The sequence below is a fragment of the Pelagicoccus sp. SDUM812005 genome, from assembly GCF_031127875.1.
GTDB lineage: Bacteria > Verrucomicrobiota > Verrucomicrobiia > Opitutales > Opitutaceae > Pelagicoccus.
This window is the reverse complement of record NZ_JARXIA010000038.1, coordinates 1-18338: the sequence shown is the minus strand read 5'-3', so window position 1 is coordinate 18338 and position 18338 is coordinate 1. Positions and strand designations below refer to the sequence as shown.

Genomic DNA, 18338 nt, shown 5'->3' with positions numbered 1-18338 from the left:
AAGCGATCCGCGACTTCATCGACGCCTACAACCAGAGCCCGCGCCCGTTCAAGTGGACCGCCGACGCAGACCTGATCCTAGGAAAGGTCCATAAATTATGTAAGGAACTTGACTGACACCACACTAGAGGATATTCCCAAAAGAATGGCGCCCGCTGCCGGATTCACCACCCTCGCCTAGGTAACGACTTTCAAAAAAAACGCCAACCTACCACCATGAGCACCCAATTTCTCTTCACCTACGGAACCCTCAAAAGCGACCAGCCCGAGCACACCCAACACTGCCTCCCGCCCCTCTCCATCCAGCCCGCCCAAGCTCTCGGCTCGCTCTGGCGCCTGCGCGAAGGCTACCCCATCCTGCAAATCGAACCCGAGCTGGCCCTGCTCGACGCCACTCACGACCCCTGCGCCGACTGGTCCGCCGCCCTCGCCAAGCAAGCCGCCGCCCCCGCGCCCCAGCTCGACTCCCCCGCCATCGAAGGCCAGCTCTTCGAGTACCCGCTCAAAGCCACGGTCCTGCAAAAGATGGACGCCTGGGAAAACTTCGTCCCCGGAATCAAAAGCCCCTACCAGCGCCGCGTCATCTGGGTCAAGGACGCCCACGGCGCCGACCGCATCGCCTGGGCCTACGTCTGCTACTCCCCGCCCAACTGGGCCACCCTGCTGAGCGAAACCAGCTGGAACGGCTAGGCCCGACGCCTCAAAGCCGCTTCAGCCAGAAGCGCATCGCCTTCGGACTTTCCTCCGACTCCCCGATCTCCTTCCACGAAAAGCTCGTCTCCAGGGCCGGCTGCTCCTCGAAGCCATACTTCCGCCAAAAGCCGCTCAAGTCCTGGTAGCCCGCCGGGCGACGCGGATCGTCCGCCGCCCGCTGCACCGCGCAAAACGCACAGCTGTCGAAATCGCCCAAGGAACGGGCATGGCGCTCCCGCTCCCGCATGAAGCGAGAGCCGATTCCCCGTCCGCGATAGCCCCGCCGCAAGACGGACTCGCCGAAATAAAAGATCCGCTCCATCTCGTATCCATTTTTCAAGAACGGCTCCGCGAAGTCGCCATCCGCCTCCGCCAACGGCAGCCCCGTAGAGACGCCCACCACCGCCTCCCCGTCAAAGGCCAGCGCGAAAACGCTGCGGGCCGACTTCGCATAGGACAGCAAGTAGTCGGACTCGTAGTCGAGACTGCCCTCGTAGAGGTAGGGATACTCGCGGAAGACCTCTATACGCAACGAAGCGAGGTCCGGCACATAAGGCCTTACCTCGCTTCCAAAAACCGTCTCAAACCTGATACCGGACGTATCCATTCGAGCTGGGCGCGATTCGCAAACCGCGGCCGCCTCAGAAGGGCGACTCTTCCAAATCGTCGAGATTGCCGCCGCCCGAAGACGCGTCGGAACCGACCTTGTCGAGCGAAGGAGAAACTTCGCCGCCCGCATTCTCGATCTTCCAAGCCTGCAGGTTCACGTAATAGCGACCCTTGTACTCGTTGCCGCGAATGTTGAAGCTCACCTTCACATGGTCGCCCACCTTCAAGCGATCGACCTGCTCGATCTTCTCCTTCGTAGCCTCGAACTTCACGTCCTGCGGAAACTTGTCCTCGGTAGTGATGACAAACTCGCGCTTGCTGAAGCCGCTGGAGAACGTCTGTGTCTCTTCAATAAGTTTAACGGATCCGACCATTTCGTACATAGGCGGGCACTCTTGGCAGTCCCCCAGCCGATGTTAAGCCGAAACTTCCAGAACTTACTCACAAAACCCCGGAACCCCGCTCGCTCCGCGGACTAGCGCCAATTCTCCTCGACCCACTTCGCCGGACGCGAGTAGCGGCGCACCCAGAAGCTCGTCCCCTCGAGGGCTTCCTGCAGCTTCGGGTTCCCGTGGAAGATGGCGATACGCGTCCCCTTCGGATAGGTCGGCTTCAAGAAGTAGTTGAGCGGCGCCTTCGGCAAGCAGTGATACTTGTAGCTCACGCACCACTCCGCCGGCCAGTACTTCAGCTTGCCATGCTGGTGGATCGCGTCGCTCAGGTAGGCCTGCTCGTTGCGAAAACGGGCCCGCACGTCCTCCAAGTTGTTCAAGAAATAATCGAGCACGTAGGGATGGGCTCCCGGACGAAAACGAAACACCGACGAATTCCCCGTCACCCGACGCGGATACTTCCAGTCGTTGATGATCAAAAACTCGCCCTCTTCCTCGAAAAACGGGTCGATGCTGTCCAGAATCACCACGTCCAAATCCAAGAACAAGGTATCCCCCTCCAGGTCCTCCAGCTTCTCGGGAAACATGCTCAGCTTGTTCCAGCCGCGCTCCGGAGCCCCCGCCGGCAGCTTCATCTCCGGCAGCGGAAACACCTCCACGTCCGCATCGATCCCCTCCGCCCGGTCGGTGAAACAAACGAAGCGATGCTCGTACGACAAATGGCGCTTCACCATCGACTTCAGCCGGTTCACGTACTCGGGCCCGTAGCGGGTACCCCATTTCATGCAGATCACGTTTCTCATGCTCGTCCGCCAAAAAGGCGAAAGCCCTCCCCCCACGCAAGCCCCAAGCTAGAGGCAAGCTGCAACGCTACCCAAAGGTAGGGCTCGACGGCCCGGCGAGCCGCAACGCCTCCTTCGCCTACCCCTGCGGCAGCTGCTCCATCTCCCGCAGCAGCTCCTCGCTCAAGCTCGCCGAAAGGTTAGCGCTGCCCGAGCCCAGGTAGCCGGCCACCGCGTCCAAGTCCACCGCCAGCCAGCCCTTCAAAGTCGAAAACACCACCGGAGCCCGCTCCGCGTCCTCAAGCTCGTAGACCGCATCGATATACCCCACCGAGCTCCCGAAATCCTCGTAGCCGATCTCGTAGAGAGCGTCCAAAACCGCCCGTTGCCGCGTCGCCGGGCTCTCGATCGCCCGCGCCCACTCCGCCGACACCCAAGGCTCCCGCCTCGCCTTCAGCCGCGCCACCTCCGAAGCCACCGAGTCCCGCTTCAGGCCCTCCGCCAAGCCCTCATGGAAACCCGCCAGGGCCTCGTCCTCGGCGACCAGAGCCAAATGCTTCGCAATGCTGCGCACCCCCGTGGGCGACATTTCCGCCTCGTTCTGCAAAACCCAATCCGCCGCTCCGAGCCCATCCCGGGCCGCCCACTGCTCCGCCACCGCATCCATCACCGACGCGTCAAACTCCCCCGTATCCAGTTCCGCCAAACGATCCAAGGCACTCTCCGGACCGTCCCTCACGATGCGCCGCGCCACCAAATCCCTCAACTGGGCCCGCAAGTCCGGATCCACGATCCCCGCCAGCACGCTCGCCGCCGCCTCGTACTGTCGCAGCTCCCCCACCAGCGAATCCATGGCGCTCGCATACAAATCGTTCTGCAAAGCCCGGTCGATGTAAGCGCCCTCCTCGCCCACCCAAGCCGTCTCGATCCACGCGAAGGCCCCCGCCGGATCGCTGCGGGTCCAGCCCCGAGCCACCGCCGGAACCAGCAGCGCCTTCTCGGCCGGCGTCAAGGCGCCCAGCAAAGCCACCCCCAGCCCCGGAGAACGCTCGGCGATCTCCTGCAAAACCCGGCCCGCATAGTCCACCGCCCGGTGGTCGTCCAAGTCCCGAGCCATCAACTCCATAAAATGCTCCTCCAGCTGCTCCGCCGAAAGCTCCTCCAAAGCCAGCTCCAACATCAAGCCACCCTTGCGATCCCCCTCCCGCAAAACACGATCCGCAAAGTCCACCTCGTCCGCAGCCTCCCGCCCCAGCAAGTCCTGCCAGGCAGCCGCTGGCACCACCGCCGGAGCCGACGCCACATCCACCTTCGACACCGCCGTCGCCGCATCCTCCCTCGCGGCCGGCTCCTTGGCCTGCCGCCAGATCTCCTCCATCAGAAAGGCCACGCAAAAGCCCAGCGACGTCAGGGTCAGGATGAAAAAAGCGATTTTGCCAGCGAGTCTCACAGCGAAGGATTCAGTAACGCAAAAATCCCTGTCGGAAGCCCTTCCCCTTGGCAAGAACCCAAACGACCGGCCGCTCCACCCCGGAACCCGGAAAACAAGAAGGCCGACGATCTAAGATCGCCGGCCCAGGAATCCAACTCTTGTATGTGAGCAAAAGCTCCCGATCGAATATAGCCTGCTGTTACCCTAGCCGTCTCCGAAGAGACGCGTTCGATCGGAATCCTAAACCCGAGAACATAATACCCTTTTTCGGCCCAAAATCTATTGGGCCCGCTGCTCTATTTCGATAAGTGGTAGTACGTAAAACCGGGCCAAATGCGTGTGACAACTGCGCAAAAGAATAGGCAACGCAGGTCAATTTCCTCTTCAAAACCCTTAATAAGTAACCCTGAAAACAAAGGCGAACCACCGGCTCGAAGCGGCTTTTACCCCTACAAGGCGATTCCCCTAGCTTCAGCGCCAAGCGCGAGTGACAGGATGCACTCGGATCACGCGAAACGTCTCCAAACTCTCAGTACAAACTGAAACGGCTTTTTCCCGATACACGAAAAAAAATTCCATAAATAGCGTTCTTCCCCCGAATTCGCGGCGACTTTCGTTGCGGCGGCCAACAGTTTTCACACAAAAGAACAAAACGCTTGACCAACCCCCGAGGTTTTTGATCTAACCCCCACCCTACTTCTTAAGCGGGTATAGTTTAGTGGTAGAACTCCAGTCTTCCAAACTGGTTGCGTCGGTTCGATTCCGTCTACCCGCACCACTTTCTAAAAACGCTGTCCTCCCCCGGGCAGCGTTTTTTCGTCTGCACCAATCAAGTAGGCCAGCTCCGCGCGAAGCCTCTTCCCATCCCGTCCACGCCACGGGCCCTTCCCTGTAACAGATAATGGATACGAGCCCCCGACAACCGCTCGACCCACCTCTGTAGCCGCGGAGGAGCCCAAATCATCTCCAGACAGGCAAAACCGCTCGCAACCCAGCTTGAGACCTCCCGCCCCGCCCAATATGCTTTCGTCCAACCCCGCATTTCCCGTCCCCTTCGCAAGGAGCGCCTCGAGCGAACTAACGGGGCCGGAGCGCAGGAATCCAGCGACTTCAACTCCACGGAGAACGTGCACAGCGCTGGGGCGGGTCGCCTGGAACCTGCCAAGATCCAGATCGGAGCTGGGGTGATTCTCTTCCTGATGGAACCCCTCGTAATCCTCGCCACCATAGGTTAGGCCGGCGGCTAGCACAACGCATAGGGAGGTGCCACGGGAGACTGGCCATACCTCCAACTGGCAACCGCACTTTGGGACTGGAAAAGTTCAATCGGTACCTCGAATACTAGAGCGATGGACCTCAACTCGCTTCTCAGGCACGAATCAACGAAGATCATCTTCGAATCGGTTGTTGGCAGCCACGCGTACGGAACCGCAACGCCGAAGAGCGACGAGGACATTAAGGGAATCTTCGTTCAACCCGCCAACTCACTGCTCTCGCTTTCAGCCCCACCCCAGCAAGTCGCTGACGCAAAAAGCGATATCGTGCACTACTCCCTGGCGCGATTTCTCGAACTCGCCTTGGGCGCCAATCCGAACATCATCGAACTCCTCTTCATGCCGGCGGAATGCGTCAGATTGCGAACTGAGTTCTTCGACCTGCTGGAAGAGAACCGTTCGCTCTTCATCACCAAGCAAGCCTACCAGTCGCACGTCGGCTACGCCCTCGCTCAAATCAAAAAAGCGCGAGGCCAAAACAAGTGGGTAAACAATCCCCAGCCGGAAAGACCTCCGCAGCGAGAGGACTTCTGCTGGATTGTTCCGCGAAAAAGCGAGAGAGCATTGCCACTGCGCCCCATCCCGCTAAGGGACGCGAACTTGAACTTGGAAGAATGCCTCGCGTCAGCGTTGGAACACGCTCCCTTCATGTACCGGATCTATCACTACGGCGCATCAGCCAAGGGAGTTTTCCGCGGTGGGAAACTGGTTTGCGAATCGATTCCCATTGAGGACGAGGACAAGCGCTGCATCGGCCTGCTCATCGCCAACGAACAGGCTTACGATCACGCTGTTCGCGACCATAGAAACTATTGGACCTGGAGAAAGGAGCGAAACGAAAGCAGGTGGGAGACGCAGGAAAGCGGACGCATCGACTACGACGCCAAGAACATGATGCACACCTTTCGACTTCTGATGAGCGGGGAATCGATACTGGAAAACGGTTTTCCGATCGTCCGATTCGAAGGCGAGCAACTCGAATTCCTCATGAAGGTACGCAACGGCTTCTTCAAGTACAGCGAGCTGATCGAGCTAGCCGAGTCAAGATCCGCAAAACTTGAGGAGCTTCACAATCGCTGCAGTCTGCCAGACAAGCCCGATACGGAAAAAGCCGAACGACTTCTCAAGGAAATCACGGCCAGCTGGGAATCCAAGCACTCATGATCGATCAAATCGAAACAACCATTCGCAACCTCGAATCCGAACGAAACATCACCGTATTATACGCCTGCGAGTCCGGTAGCAGGGCTTGGGGCTTCGCGTCTCCAGATAGCGACTACGACCTGCGATTCATCTACGCCCACCGTAAAGACTGGCACCTTCAGCTTCAAAAAAGGGATGACACCATCGACCTCATGCTACCCAACGACCTCGACCTTTCCGGTTGGGAACTCGCCAAAACGCTGCGTCTCTTCGCCACTTGCAACCTGGCTCTCAACGAATGGCTCGGCAGCCCTGTCGTCTATTGGGAACCCAACAGCTTCCGTAACGAATTGCTCGCTCTCGTTCCCACCCACTTCAATCCCAAGAAGGGCATGCACCACTACCTCAGCATGGCGAAAGGCGTCGCCGCCGACCATTTCGACGGTAGCCACATCAAGATCAAGAAACTCTTCTACATCCTGCGGCCGCTATTCGCCTGCCTCTGGATCGAGAAGCGAATCACCATGCCGCCCACAGCCTTCCAGAAAATGCTCGATGACAGCCTGGCACCCCCGGCCATCATCGACGCGATCGCCAAGATCCAAAAGCGAAAGGAAACCGCCGCCGAGGGCTTCGTCATAGAAGTCCCGCAAACCGTCAAAGCATGGATCGAGAACGCCATCGACCACGCCCAAGCCGTCGCCGAATCCATCCCCGCAGGCATTCAAGAAAAACCCAGCTGGGACCCACTCAACAAGCTCATGCTCAAATGGACGAAAACCTGACTCGCAATTCATCCAGGCCCCTTTTTGGACTCGAAAAACCACGTATAGGCCGATAGCGATTCTAACATCTTTCTATGATTTTAGAATCCATGCTCCAAAGGCTTTACTCTAGCCTTCAAAAAGGTCCGAGCCTCAACGCCCGACCTCACAACTCCCGCCAACGTGTCGACCTCGCGCAACTCAGCCATTTCCAAAGCGTTTCGATAGAGAGCATACTTCCCGCTCTGCTCGGGAAAGCAAAGAAAGCGACCCTGCCCGCGAACGTTCCCTCCTTCCAGAGACCTCCCTACCCCGAGGCGGAATGGTCCGAGGAGCAACTCGCTCAGAGAGATGCCGCAGAGCGGCAGAACAAGCTTCTTAAGAAATTACAAGACATCGCCACAGATGCCCAAGACTACTTCAACGACCACGGAGAGGACGCCCTGTTCATTGGTTTTCCGCTGATATCCCTTCCGAGTCCTAGCGGCGATTCCGAAAGCCGATTTGCCAAGTCGCGTATTCTCGCCCCTGCAGCCTTCATCCCTCTCAGCCTATCAGTGCAGAAAGGGGCCAAACGATCCGTCACCCTTCAAGCCGCCGGAGAGGGTTCCGATCTCATTATTCCAAACCCGGCGCTGCTCGCATGGCTTGAGCAGCAAACAGGTCAAGAGGTGCCAGAGCTATTTGAGGACGACACCGGCAGCGATCCGATTCGCGAGTTCGACGAGATTCTCGCCTTCATCGCCAGCAGCCTCGACATCGAAAAGGAAGCGTCTGTCTCCTTCGAAGATCCTATAGTCCCGATTCCGAAAGCGGAAAACCTCCCCTCGCAGCCCGCGATCCTCAACGCGGCGGTCCTCGGTCTCTTCCCTATGACCAATCCGGGCCTCCTCCGCGACACCAAGCACATGCTGGCGACCGAAGCCCAGCTGGAAGGGCCCATCCGCTCCTTTCTTTGCAAGGAGGCCTTGCAGGTCAACGAAGCCCTCATCCCGGAAGAGGATTCCGAAGTCAGCACCCACAAGCAGGCCACAAGCAATCGCCCTTTCGAAGAGGAGTACTACATCGCTCCCATAGATCCGTGCCAGGCCAGCACCGCCAAACTTGCCCGCACTGCCAAAGCGCTAGTCATCCATGGCCCACCAGGCACCGGCAAGAGCCAGACCATAACCAACATTCTGGGCGACCACCTCGCCAGGGGCCAACGCGTGCTCTTCGTTTGCGACAAGCGTACCGCCCTCGACGTCGTGAAGTACCGCATGGACCATTCCGGTCTCGGGCACCTTTGCGGCATCATACACGACCCCTCGCGCGATCGTCGCTCCCTCTACATGGGGCTGCGCGAGCGCATGGAGGAACTCGTCGAAAACGAGCCGAGCGCCAATCCGAACGCGGAGCTCAAGCAGATCAATACCCATCTCAAAGCCCTCGACCGGGAGTTGAAAAACTACTTTAGCCTCCTCCACGAGAGCGATGACGAAAAACGCAGTTTCCATGACCTAGTCGGAGCCTGGCTCTCCTACAAACGCGCCGCATCAGGACGAGTTCTGCTCGATTCCAAGTCTCTGACAGGCCTCAGCATTGAGCTCATCGAGACCCGCAAGACGGACATCGGCGAGATCCTCCACCGAGCCAGAGAAACCCGCCTTTCGGAAAACCCTTTCCTCGACTCGCTCTCCCTCTCACTCGAAACGATATACGACTATCCTACCTCCGACCTCCGAGAAGCCTTCTCCAAAATAGAGACCCTCGCTCGCGAACTAGACCCGGTATCCGAAAGAGTCCCCCATCCCTACCCATCTGTTTCGCAATCGCTCGAGCTAAATGAGGCCCCTGCGAACTACGGAACACGCCCTCCACATGCAGACGTGAATTCCATTCGCAACCAGCCTCTGGATACATCCGGCATCCGCGAGGGAGCTTCCCCGTCATCCCTCGCGCTCTGTTCGAAAATCTCGCTCGATGAACAAGCCACCACCAGAAACGCAATCGCCGAAGAACTCGATCGCCTTTCAGAACAGGGAGACCCAACTACACTTCAAAAAATCGCACACCTGGATCGCGATGCCTTGGAGCGACTCCGAGCGGAGATTCAATCCAATAGCAAAAGCATCCAATCCGTCGATACAGCGCTCGACCGAGAACTCACCCTCCTTCTTTCAGGAAACGTCCCTTCCCTCGCCGACGCGAATAGGTACGCCAACGCCCTCCAATCCTACCTCGATTCCCAAGGCGGCTTTTTGAGCGTTCTTCAATTTGGAAAGAAAAAAGCCGCGAAGGTCGCCTTGGCCCCGTTTTCCTTGTCCCTCGACCCCAACTCAGCCCAGCGATGCCTTTCCTTCTACCAAGGAGTAAAAGCTCGCTGGCTGATCAGCGACCTCATCAACCGTCTCCAGGAAGCAGAGGACGTTAAGCTGCTTGAGGAGAGACTGCTACGTCGCTCCGCAAACACGCTACAATACGCCGCCGCCATCCTGCAGCGTTGTCAGCCCGAGGCCAGCAGCGACAGCGACCCCCAAAACGCCAAGACGGACTCGGAAGATAGCTCGCTTCTGGATCTTGTCCTCGAAGCATTCCGTGAATCGAGGAATCAAGACTCCCTCGCGTTGCTGGCCGAAAGACTTCGCGCCAGTGCCGCCCGGGCGATCCGTATCCAGAATATCGTCACCACGCTTTCCGAGCAGGCCATCCTCACTCCGCAAGTCATCGAGCGATTCGACCAATCGCTCCGAGCAAACCAACCAGCCTCCCCTACCGCCGCAGCCTGGTCGAAATACGTCTATTCCATCGAGAGCATTCTCCGTTTGGAAAAGAGCCTCGCGAGCCTCCCAAAGGACCTTCAATCAGCGATCAAAGAAATCGCTCGCTGCGAATACGAACGCGAGGAAGCCATCAACGAGCTATCCTCCATTGCCCTGCAAAACGAGATTCGCTCCGCCATCGATTCAAATCCCGACCTGCTCCACATCGACACCGCTCGTATCGACGCGGCCTTCGATGAATACGGCCAGCGTCTCCACGAAAAACAATCAGTCTCCCGCGAATACATCCGCCATCGCTGGGAAAAACAGCAGCGACGCCGCTTACTCGCTTCCACCGGCAGTCGCCTCAGTCCGGACGGTGCCAACTTGAGAAACCGCCTCTTCATCCGAGGGAAACGGTCCCTCAAGCTGCGACAGATGATAGCGTCCGGCGAAGCGGTCCAAGGCGGCGACCCGCTCTTCGATCTCTGCCCGGTCTGGATGGCGAGCCCTTCCACTGTCGCCCAGATCTTTCCTCGCGAAGCGGTTTTCGACGTGGTGGTTTTCGACGAAGCCAGCCAATGCCGTCTCGAGGAGGCCCTGCCCATTCTCTTAAGAGCCAAACGAGTCGTCATCGCGGGCGACCCCAAACAGCTTCCCCCTACTCGCTTCTTCGAAAGCGCCGTCGTCGAATCCGATGACACCCAAGCGGAGACCGTCGAGGAGCTAGCCATTCAGCAGATGAGCGAAGCGGAAGACCTGCTAACCGCCGCCCTCAATCTCGACGTCGACGAAGCCTTTCTCGACGTGCACTACCGTTCGCGAAACGAGGCCCTGATCGGTTTCTCCAACCAAAACTACTACAACCACCGCCTACAGCCCATTCCCGGGCATCCGAAGAACAAGGCCCTCAATACCCCCATCATCCTGCACAACATCAACGGCACCTACATCGACCGCACCAACAAGGCGGAAGCCCTCGCCGTCGTAGAGCATGTCGCCGAGATTCTAGAGGATTCGAATCCACCGAGCATCGGGATCGCCTGTTTCAACATCACCCAGCGCGACCTGATAGTCGATGTGCTCAACGACAGGTGCTACGAAGATCCCGTCTTCGCTTCTCGATACGCCATCCAGCGAAACCGACGTGGGCGCGACTCTTTCGAAGGGCTTTTCGTTCGCAATCTCGAGAACGTGCAAGGCGACGAACGCGACGTCATCATTGTATCCACAACCTTCGGACTCGATCCGGAAGGAAAGTTCCGCCGCAACTTCGGAGCCCTTTCCCGACAAGGCGGGGAGCGTCGTCTCAATGTTTTGGTAACACGAGCTCGCTCCGAGATTCATGTCTTTACCTCCATTCCCCAAGAGGAATACCGAAGCCTGCCGGCCGCTGGCGAAGCGCAAACCGGTCGCCAACACCTTTACGGCTATCTTCGCTACGCCGAGCACCTTGCAGCTCGATTCGAAGAATACCAAGACCACCTCGAATCCCTCCGCGCCGAGTCCGACGCCACTTGTACCGTCCTCGAAAACAGCCACCCGAGCAGCCTTGCTCAAGAGCTCGGCATCCATCTTCGCGATTCCCAACACATCGGCTCTACCGTCCATTGGGGCAACGATGGCTTCTGTATCGACGCCGCCCTTACCCATCCCCACCTACCCGAAGACGTCACACTCGGCATTCTCACCGACTTCAACCGCTTCAAAAAAACTCCCGATCCTATCGCCTGGGAACACTTCCGCACCGAGGTGCTTCGCTCGCAGGGCTGGCATCTCCACCGTGTCTGGAGCCCCATGGTCTCCCGCGAGATCGACGAAGTCGTACACCAGATCAACTCCCGTCACGAACGAATCATTAGCCTCGAAGCTCAACCAAGCGAACAGGAAGACCCGATCAATCCTGACGGAGTTGAATCCTAGATAGCTCCCAATCTCCTTCCCTCGCGACCAACCTCCTTCGGTTATCCCTAAAAATGCGCATCCCAAAATACTGGATACGGTCTACTTTCGACGGGCTTGACCAACACGGCAACCCTGCCGAGTTCGTCGCTTGGGGTTGGTCGAGCAATAGTCCAGAGGAAGCGCGCGAACGCGGAACAAAACGAGCGAAGTCTATTTTCCTTCGCCTCTCGGAAGGATCGCTGCCCTACCGTGGTGGACAAGTTACCGAGGACTACGACTACCTCGCCGCCCCGCCCCGCGAAGAAATCATCCAATCCTTCACATATACCGATCTCGAAACGCCTGAAACCCTCGTTACCCGCAATCGCTACGGAGCCCTCGTTCTCAATTCCTCCAGCGTTCTCTTTGTCGACATCGACCTCAGTCCAACGCCTCGACCCCTTGGGTTGGTCGACAGTCTAAAATACAGTTTCTCCAGGAAGTTCCGCGAGCAGCGCCAGCTTGCACACCAACTAAAGGCCGTTAACCGCATCGTCGATTGGTCCAAGAGCAATCCCAACTCCGGTTTCCGTCTCTATCAAACTCGCGGCGGCTATCGCCTGCTTTTCACCGACAAACTCTATCATCCGCTCAGCGACGAAGTAAGACGCATTTTCCAAGAGCTTCAAAGCGACCCCCTCTATCGCCGCCTCACCGAACGCCAAGAGTGCTTTCGAGCCCGACTCACCCCCAAACCATGGCGCATCGGCCTCTCCCGTCCAAACACCCAGTATCCCCGCGACTCGGAGAACCAGAGAAACTTCGCGTCATGGCTAAGCAAATACGAAAGCAATTCGAAGAGTTACGCCACCTGCACCTACCTAGAACACCTCGGCCCTAAATCCATCAACCACGACCAAATTGCCACCACCCTCCAACTCCACGACTCCCAAACCAAAGCCGCTCAAAAACTCAGCCTCGCATAGACCATTTCCGACCAATCCAACCACATCTCCCATCCCTCAACACTCATAATTCATCATTCATAACTCCCCCCCTCCGTCACCGAACAATTGGCCGCCAAGAACGACATCGCCATCGAACGCGGCCAAGGCACGAAACACTCCTTCGAATGGACTAATGAATGGATATCTTGTCACGGGGCATCCTATCCTGCCCCGGTCGTGCATACCAATAGTTGAGGTAAAACCTGTGTACCAATCAATCTTAACATTATCAATTGAATCAACTAGAAGCCCTTTCTGACATTTTCCAAAACAAACGTTTCAAAAACCACCCAAAGATCACTAAGACACTACCTCAATTACCTTCATCAGAAATTTATTAAATGAAACTCAACGCTTCAGATCCAGATATTCAAACCTTAGTTGGAAGAATCAACGATGGAGACATCGACCTTCAGCCGGACTTCCAGAGAGGAAACGTTTGGAATTTAAAGAAAAAGCAACTCCTTATTGATACGATCTTGAGGGATTGGCACATCCCTCCCGTACACATCGTAAGTCATGGTGAAAACTGTATGGACGAAGTACTAGACGGCCAACAACGCTTAGCCACAATTTGCGATTTCTACAGCGACAATTTTCCTATCGATGGCCTCATAAACCCGTCTGATGACTTAATTTATGAAGCCCATGGCAAATACTTCTCCCAGCTAATTCCACCTCTCTCAAAACGCATAAAGCAATTTTCTATAAGAGTCATCACAATCACCGACTTTCAGCCGGAAGAACCTGGTGAATTATTTTTTCGTCTAAACCATCAAGTTACCCTCACACCTGCAGAAGCCAGGAATGCTTACTTTGGCGAAGTTCGAGACCAAGTAAAGGCAGTTGCTCGGAACTTCGCTCAATGGGGTCTCGAACAAAGAACTATTGGATTCAGCAACGCACGCATGGCTCACGACGACGTTGTCGCTCGAGTCATGACGGTACTTGATTGGGGCAATATATCAGAAAAGCTAACAGCAGGAAAACTCGCCGAAAGGTATAGATCAGGCAATAGGTTTCCTGAAAAAGTTACTGAAGCAACATCGGTTGCCTTCAAAACGCTAGGTGCATCATTAAATTCATCTAAAAGCCCAATTAAGCTAAATAAGGCTACCCTATGGTCGTGGGTTATGTTTTTAGCAATTCAGTTTCGACTTGAACAGGTTACACCATGCGAACGGGTACTCGGAGAATACATGAATTGGTTCGAGAGCATGCGAATTTCGATGAAAGGACGAGGTGCCGAATCAGGTCAGGAAACACAAGCCTGCCTAGCTATCTTCAATGATAGAGCATCATCTCGTGTAGCTGACGTAAGCTCTGTAGTTATACGCGACCTAGTACTTTGGGGATTATTAGAACATTCGCCCCTTTTGAATAGCAAGTTAACCGCATCACCAAAAATCAAACAGCGAATAGAGACGGCCGTAGAACACCTAAATTGGTTTACTACCCAGAGGGTGACAAACGAAGTTGCTGATATTGATATCGAATCTGAGATGGTGGAACGTGCTCTAAAAGGTGGTTGGGGTGATATCCGATGAAACAAGCAAGGGCATCCGACTATTGGAGGCGTTGCTACAGAACAACTCCCTCAACCGAACTAATTTCCATTTCATTCGACAATGTCCCAGTACTGGGAACCGTCGCCATTCTATTAGGGAAGGGTGTTTCAGCAATAACAGGCCTCAACGGTTCAGGAAAGAGCACTGTCCTGCACGCTATTTGGCTTTGTTCAACTGATTCCGCTTCGAATTCCGAAATGGCCCTCGATACACGTTTGACCGAGGGTACAGCTACCTTGAAGCTAAGAATAGGTGAAGCAATGCACGAAATAGTCTATGATTTCTCGACGCAAGAGCGTCGATTAATCGGCGAAAACGAAGGATCTGATCTACCGGATCTGGACGTAAAATTAGTCAGCACCTCCGAAATCATTCCAAAGTTTCAGAACCTAATCAGACGACAAACGAACCTGTCTGACCTCATAGAACAAGTAGATAGCTATACATTTGATGAAAAAGAGCTAGGACTTGTTCGATATATAACAGGAAAATCTTATGATTCCATCGATGTATTTGAAGTCGAACTTGGACTCGAAACAAACTGGCCAGAGTTGCCATATTTTCGAGTCTCAAAAGGTAGTCAAAGCTACGGAGTAGAACACCTTGGATTGGGAGAACTAGCGTGCCTATTCCTATTTTGGGTAACTAAACGCATGAAATCCGACTCAATTCTTTTGATGGACGAGCCTGAATCATTCTTAGCCGCTCATTCACAAGGTGCAGTTGCAGACCTCATCGCATTCTTAGCCTCTGAGCGAAACGTAGCGTGCGTCCTCACTTCACACTCCAATGATACAGTTTGCAAAGTACCATACTCTAGGCGCCTCATAACCATGATGAGTGCTTCCGGTCTTTGCACTACCACGGCGGAAGAGTCACCAAACCATCTATCAGCATTAGGAATCGGGAAAGGAACAAAAATAATAGCAGCCACTGAGGACGCCGCCGCTTGTAGCTTTCTACGCGAACTACTAATTATCGGTGCTCCTGTGCTTAGGTCTTCAGTTGAAGTGATATGGGCCGGGAGTTCCGGTCAAGTTGTAGCCCTGCTGAACAGTTTACCGGAAGAACTCAGGCAAGTACGAGTGGTATTTGTTGGAATTCTCGATGGAGATCAAAGAACAGAAAATCACAAATGTAATCTCCCTCTTCTCTACTTGCCAGTAGTGGAAGACCCGGAAGAAGTAGCTCAAGCTACCGCAACAAAACACTTGCCCGACGTCGCACAGGCTTTGGGGACTCGCGTCGAAACATTTCAAGCAGCACTGGCCAAAGCAGAGGGCACAAATTTTCACGATTGGCCATTCACTGTAGCGAATGAACTAGGACGTGGACACTTTGATATCTTATCAATTTGCTTTAGAGTATTTATCACTAACGATCTAGACCCCAATATACTCGAGAAATTTTTAGCCGAGTTTACATCGATAAAGTAATCAGGGGGAGGCAAAATAGGGTCGAGTCTTAACCTTTGACATTGGTACGAACCGAGGACATAGGTTACACATTTCTAAGGAGATGGGTTACACTCCGATATGGTATTTATGCCATGGAAAGAGACCGACCCAATGACCGAAAGAAGGGAGGTAAAATGGGGTCAGGTCTTAATTTTTGACACTCATTGGACCAGGGAAGGCCTCATAGTCGTCGTCGCCGATCTCCTCCTGGTTCCCCTAGTGAATGCCATCAAAAATGGGAAAAACTTTCCTTCAGAGAGTCCAAAGCATGGAATCGATAGGATACTCGCACCATCCAGCCCCCCCCCAAGGAACTCCTTCGAACCTTTCGGACTTCCTGGTTATCACTACAAAGCTCTCACCCCGATCAAAGCAAACAATTCACAAGGTTTCGGCAAAATTAGAATCCCTTCTTCGAATCAATGGACCCTCAACTCAGCAAGCGCTTGAAGTACACCTTACTGGCTTACTTGTGCCTAGCCTTGGGATCATTCCCGACTGGTGGTGCGACGACTGACAATCCGTCCGAAATCAGCGTCCTGACCTACAATGTGCTGGCGGATCCATGGAAGGTGGAAAAGCGGATCCCTGCCTTCATGGCTTTATTACGCGATTCGGATGCCGATATCATCGCCCTTCAAGAAGTAGCGCCTTGGTTCGCCCGTAAGCTTGAAGCGGAGCCATGGCTCGATCGCTACCACTACCCGCAAAGCGAGGGTAGCATCCAGATTGCCCACGAATTCTTGATCCTCTCGAAGTTCCCCGTAAGCAATCGTCAGATACTAGAGCTACCGTCCAAACAGGGCCGTATCGCTCTTTTCACTACAGTGAAAATTGGTGAGAACGATCTCACTTTCGTCACCTGCCACTTGGACAGTTTTCTCGAGGACGGTCCCATACGGGCACGGCAATTGTCTCTTGTTTTTTCTAAACTGCAGCAGGATCCTGAAGCAGTACTCTTGGGCGACTTTAACTTCGGCGACGGCGAACAGCCTGACTCAGCGGCCATACCGGCGGACTTCATCGATCCTTGGCTCATCCTCCGGCCAGAAGAACCAGGATATACATGGGACCGCGAACTGAACCCCAAGGCAAAACGAGATTCCTTCAAGGGAGAGCCGAGCCGGCGACTAGATCGGATCCTGTTTCGCTCCGATGTTTGGATACAACAAGACATTCAAACAATAGGCGACGATTCCATTCCCCAAACACGTCCACCCCTCTTCCCATCAGATCACTTCGGAGTTTTGGCGACCTTCCGAAAGTCAAAGTCAGTAGACCGAAAGATAGCGGCAAACGAGCGACTCCTTAGGACAACACAAGAAGGCATTGAAAACCGACACCCCACTCCTCAATCAAGAAGAGACGGCGATTTCCGTATCGGGATATCGTATCGATTCCAACGGGATCCACGATCGCTTTCTGCCTTGGCGACACTTCGGATACTGGAAGTTCGCCGAGCGAGCCAGTCTGCAGTCGAGCGACAAAACCATAACCCTCACCTTTCGATTCAAAGGGCGAAAGAAACCGCTCAAAATCCAATTCGGGAACTCATTCGCCGGCCTTCTGAAAGCAGTCATTATTCTCGAACAAGGGATCCTTCACTCACCGGCCCTTTCCATCGATCCCGCTACCCAGGGAATTCTCGAGGATGCGAATCGGTATCTGTCACTCAAGGACAAGGACAACCCACAATTCCAATCGGACCTTAAGCTGGCCAAGGCGAAGCTTCACCTACGCTTGGGCGATTCCAAAGCAGCTCGCAAAGAGGTGAAGGAACTGATCGCAGGCGGATGCGAGCACGAAGCAGCCGCACGCACTATCCGTCTCCACTCCTACTTCCTTGAAGCCGACGAAACGCTAGCGCGTGTGGAGTTCGAAACAATCTCGAAGCGATTTCCCGAAAACCAAGAGGCACGCACCCTGTGGGCCATTTGGCTGCTCGCTAGAGAGGAAAGCAACGCCGAGGACTTTGCCAAAGATACAATTCGAACTGCTGACTCCCTCGAGAACCGCATGGAAGTCGAAAGCCAGCTGGTCAATTACCTCGCTGGCCAACGTCGCTACGACGAAGCCCTTGAGATTGTCGATAAGCACCTGGATGCTTCCGATGAAATCGACCCCGAGCAGCGCCGATCCATCGAGGAGGCCAAAGCCAAAATCGAGCGAGGGGCGCTTGGCCGGGCCTTGCCCAACGGGCTTTCGGCGCAGTTTCCGATGGGGCCGAGAAGTCCATCCGCCAGATTGGACGTGGGAGCTTAAGGCATGCTGGGCTTCTCCTCCTCGGTTCGCATCTTCCTCAACGGAACGGGACTGTGGGTCCTGGCCGAACGTCTGGTACCGAGGAATGAAATAACGACACTCGATCGAAGCGAAGACGAAGGGAGACCTTACCTGGCAAGACCCAGTGACGCCGCCAGCGGGAAGCTTCGCCTAAAGAGCGAGGCCTTGTCGATGCTACTCGGCGGCATAGACCTCAAGGGTAAGCGGTACAAAACCCACCCCCTAGACGCTTGATCGTCGATCCGCTATTTTTCCTTCATGTCCACCGAACGAGGAAAACGATACACTGCAGAACAGAAGCAAGAGCTCC

Annotated in this window: 12 protein-coding genes and 1 tRNA gene; 9 read left to right on the top strand and 4 right to left on the bottom strand. The window is 55.2% G+C overall.

Annotated elements, in window-relative coordinates; all coding sequences use genetic code 11:
• Positions 1-215: 215 nt before the first annotated feature.
• A complete protein-coding gene (locus QEH57_RS24200; protein WP_309009385.1) occupies positions 216-689 on the top strand; it encodes a gamma-glutamylcyclotransferase family protein in 474 nt (157 codons plus the stop codon).
• Between the two features lie 10 nt (positions 690-699).
• Here QEH57_RS24200 and QEH57_RS24195 read toward each other — a convergent pair whose 3' ends face one another.
• The 4 genes from QEH57_RS24195 to QEH57_RS24180 all read right to left on the bottom strand — a co-directional run bounded on the left by QEH57_RS24195 (position 700) and on the right by QEH57_RS24180 (position 3925).
• A complete protein-coding gene (locus QEH57_RS24195) occupies positions 700-1299 on the bottom strand; it encodes a GNAT family N-acetyltransferase (protein WP_309009384.1) in 600 nt (199 codons plus the stop codon).
• A 34-nt stretch (positions 1300-1333) separates the two neighbouring features.
• Complete coding sequence (locus QEH57_RS24190; protein ID WP_309009383.1) at positions 1334-1684, bottom strand: DUF3127 domain-containing protein; 351 nt, start codon at positions 1682-1684, stop codon at positions 1334-1336.
• 92 nt (positions 1685-1776) lie between these two features.
• A complete protein-coding gene (locus tag QEH57_RS24185) occupies positions 1777-2478 on the bottom strand; it encodes a hypothetical protein (RefSeq protein ID WP_309009382.1) in 702 nt (233 codons plus the stop codon).
• Between the two features lie 136 nt (positions 2479-2614).
• Positions 2615-3925, bottom strand: a complete 1311-nt coding sequence (locus QEH57_RS24180) for a hypothetical protein (protein WP_309009381.1) — start codon at positions 3923-3925, stop codon at positions 2615-2617.
• 686 nt (positions 3926-4611) lie between these two features.
• Between QEH57_RS24180 and QEH57_RS24175 the strand changes: the two genes are divergently transcribed.
• The 8 genes from QEH57_RS24175 (at position 4612) to QEH57_RS24140 (ending at position 18007) form a co-directional block, all read left to right on the top strand.
• Positions 4612-4685 (top strand) — tRNA-Gly (locus QEH57_RS24175).
• Between the two features lie 571 nt (positions 4686-5256).
• Positions 5257-6345 (top strand): nucleotidyltransferase domain-containing protein, encoded by a 1089-nt coding sequence (locus QEH57_RS24170; RefSeq protein ID WP_309009380.1) that lies wholly within the window; start codon positions 5257-5259, stop codon positions 6343-6345.
• Entirely contained in the window at positions 6342-7109 is a 768-nt protein-coding gene (locus QEH57_RS24165) for a nucleotidyltransferase domain-containing protein (RefSeq protein WP_309009379.1), read from the top strand. The genes QEH57_RS24170 and QEH57_RS24165 overlap by 4 nt, the downstream gene beginning before the upstream one ends.
• An 89-nt stretch (positions 7110-7198) precedes the next feature.
• Entirely contained in the window at positions 7199-11752 is a 4554-nt protein-coding gene (locus tag QEH57_RS24160; protein WP_309009378.1) for an AAA domain-containing protein, read from the top strand.
• Between the two features lie 53 nt (positions 11753-11805).
• The gene (locus QEH57_RS24155; protein ID WP_309009377.1) at positions 11806-12699 is read left to right on the top strand and encodes a hypothetical protein; all 894 of its coding nucleotides are present in this window, start codon (positions 11806-11808) and stop codon (positions 12697-12699) included.
• 362 nt (positions 12700-13061) lie between these two features.
• Positions 13062-14267, top strand: a complete 1206-nt coding sequence (locus QEH57_RS24150) for a DUF262 domain-containing protein (RefSeq protein ID WP_309009376.1) — start codon at positions 13062-13064, stop codon at positions 14265-14267.
• A complete protein-coding gene (locus tag QEH57_RS24145) occupies positions 14264-15724 on the top strand; it encodes an AAA family ATPase (protein ID WP_309009375.1) in 1461 nt (486 codons plus the stop codon). The genes QEH57_RS24150 and QEH57_RS24145 overlap by 4 nt, the downstream gene beginning before the upstream one ends.
• A gap of 1350 nt (positions 15725-17074) precedes the next feature.
• A complete protein-coding gene (locus QEH57_RS24140) occupies positions 17075-18007 on the top strand; it encodes a hypothetical protein (protein ID WP_309009374.1) in 933 nt (310 codons plus the stop codon).
• Positions 18008-18338: the final 331 nt, after the last annotated feature.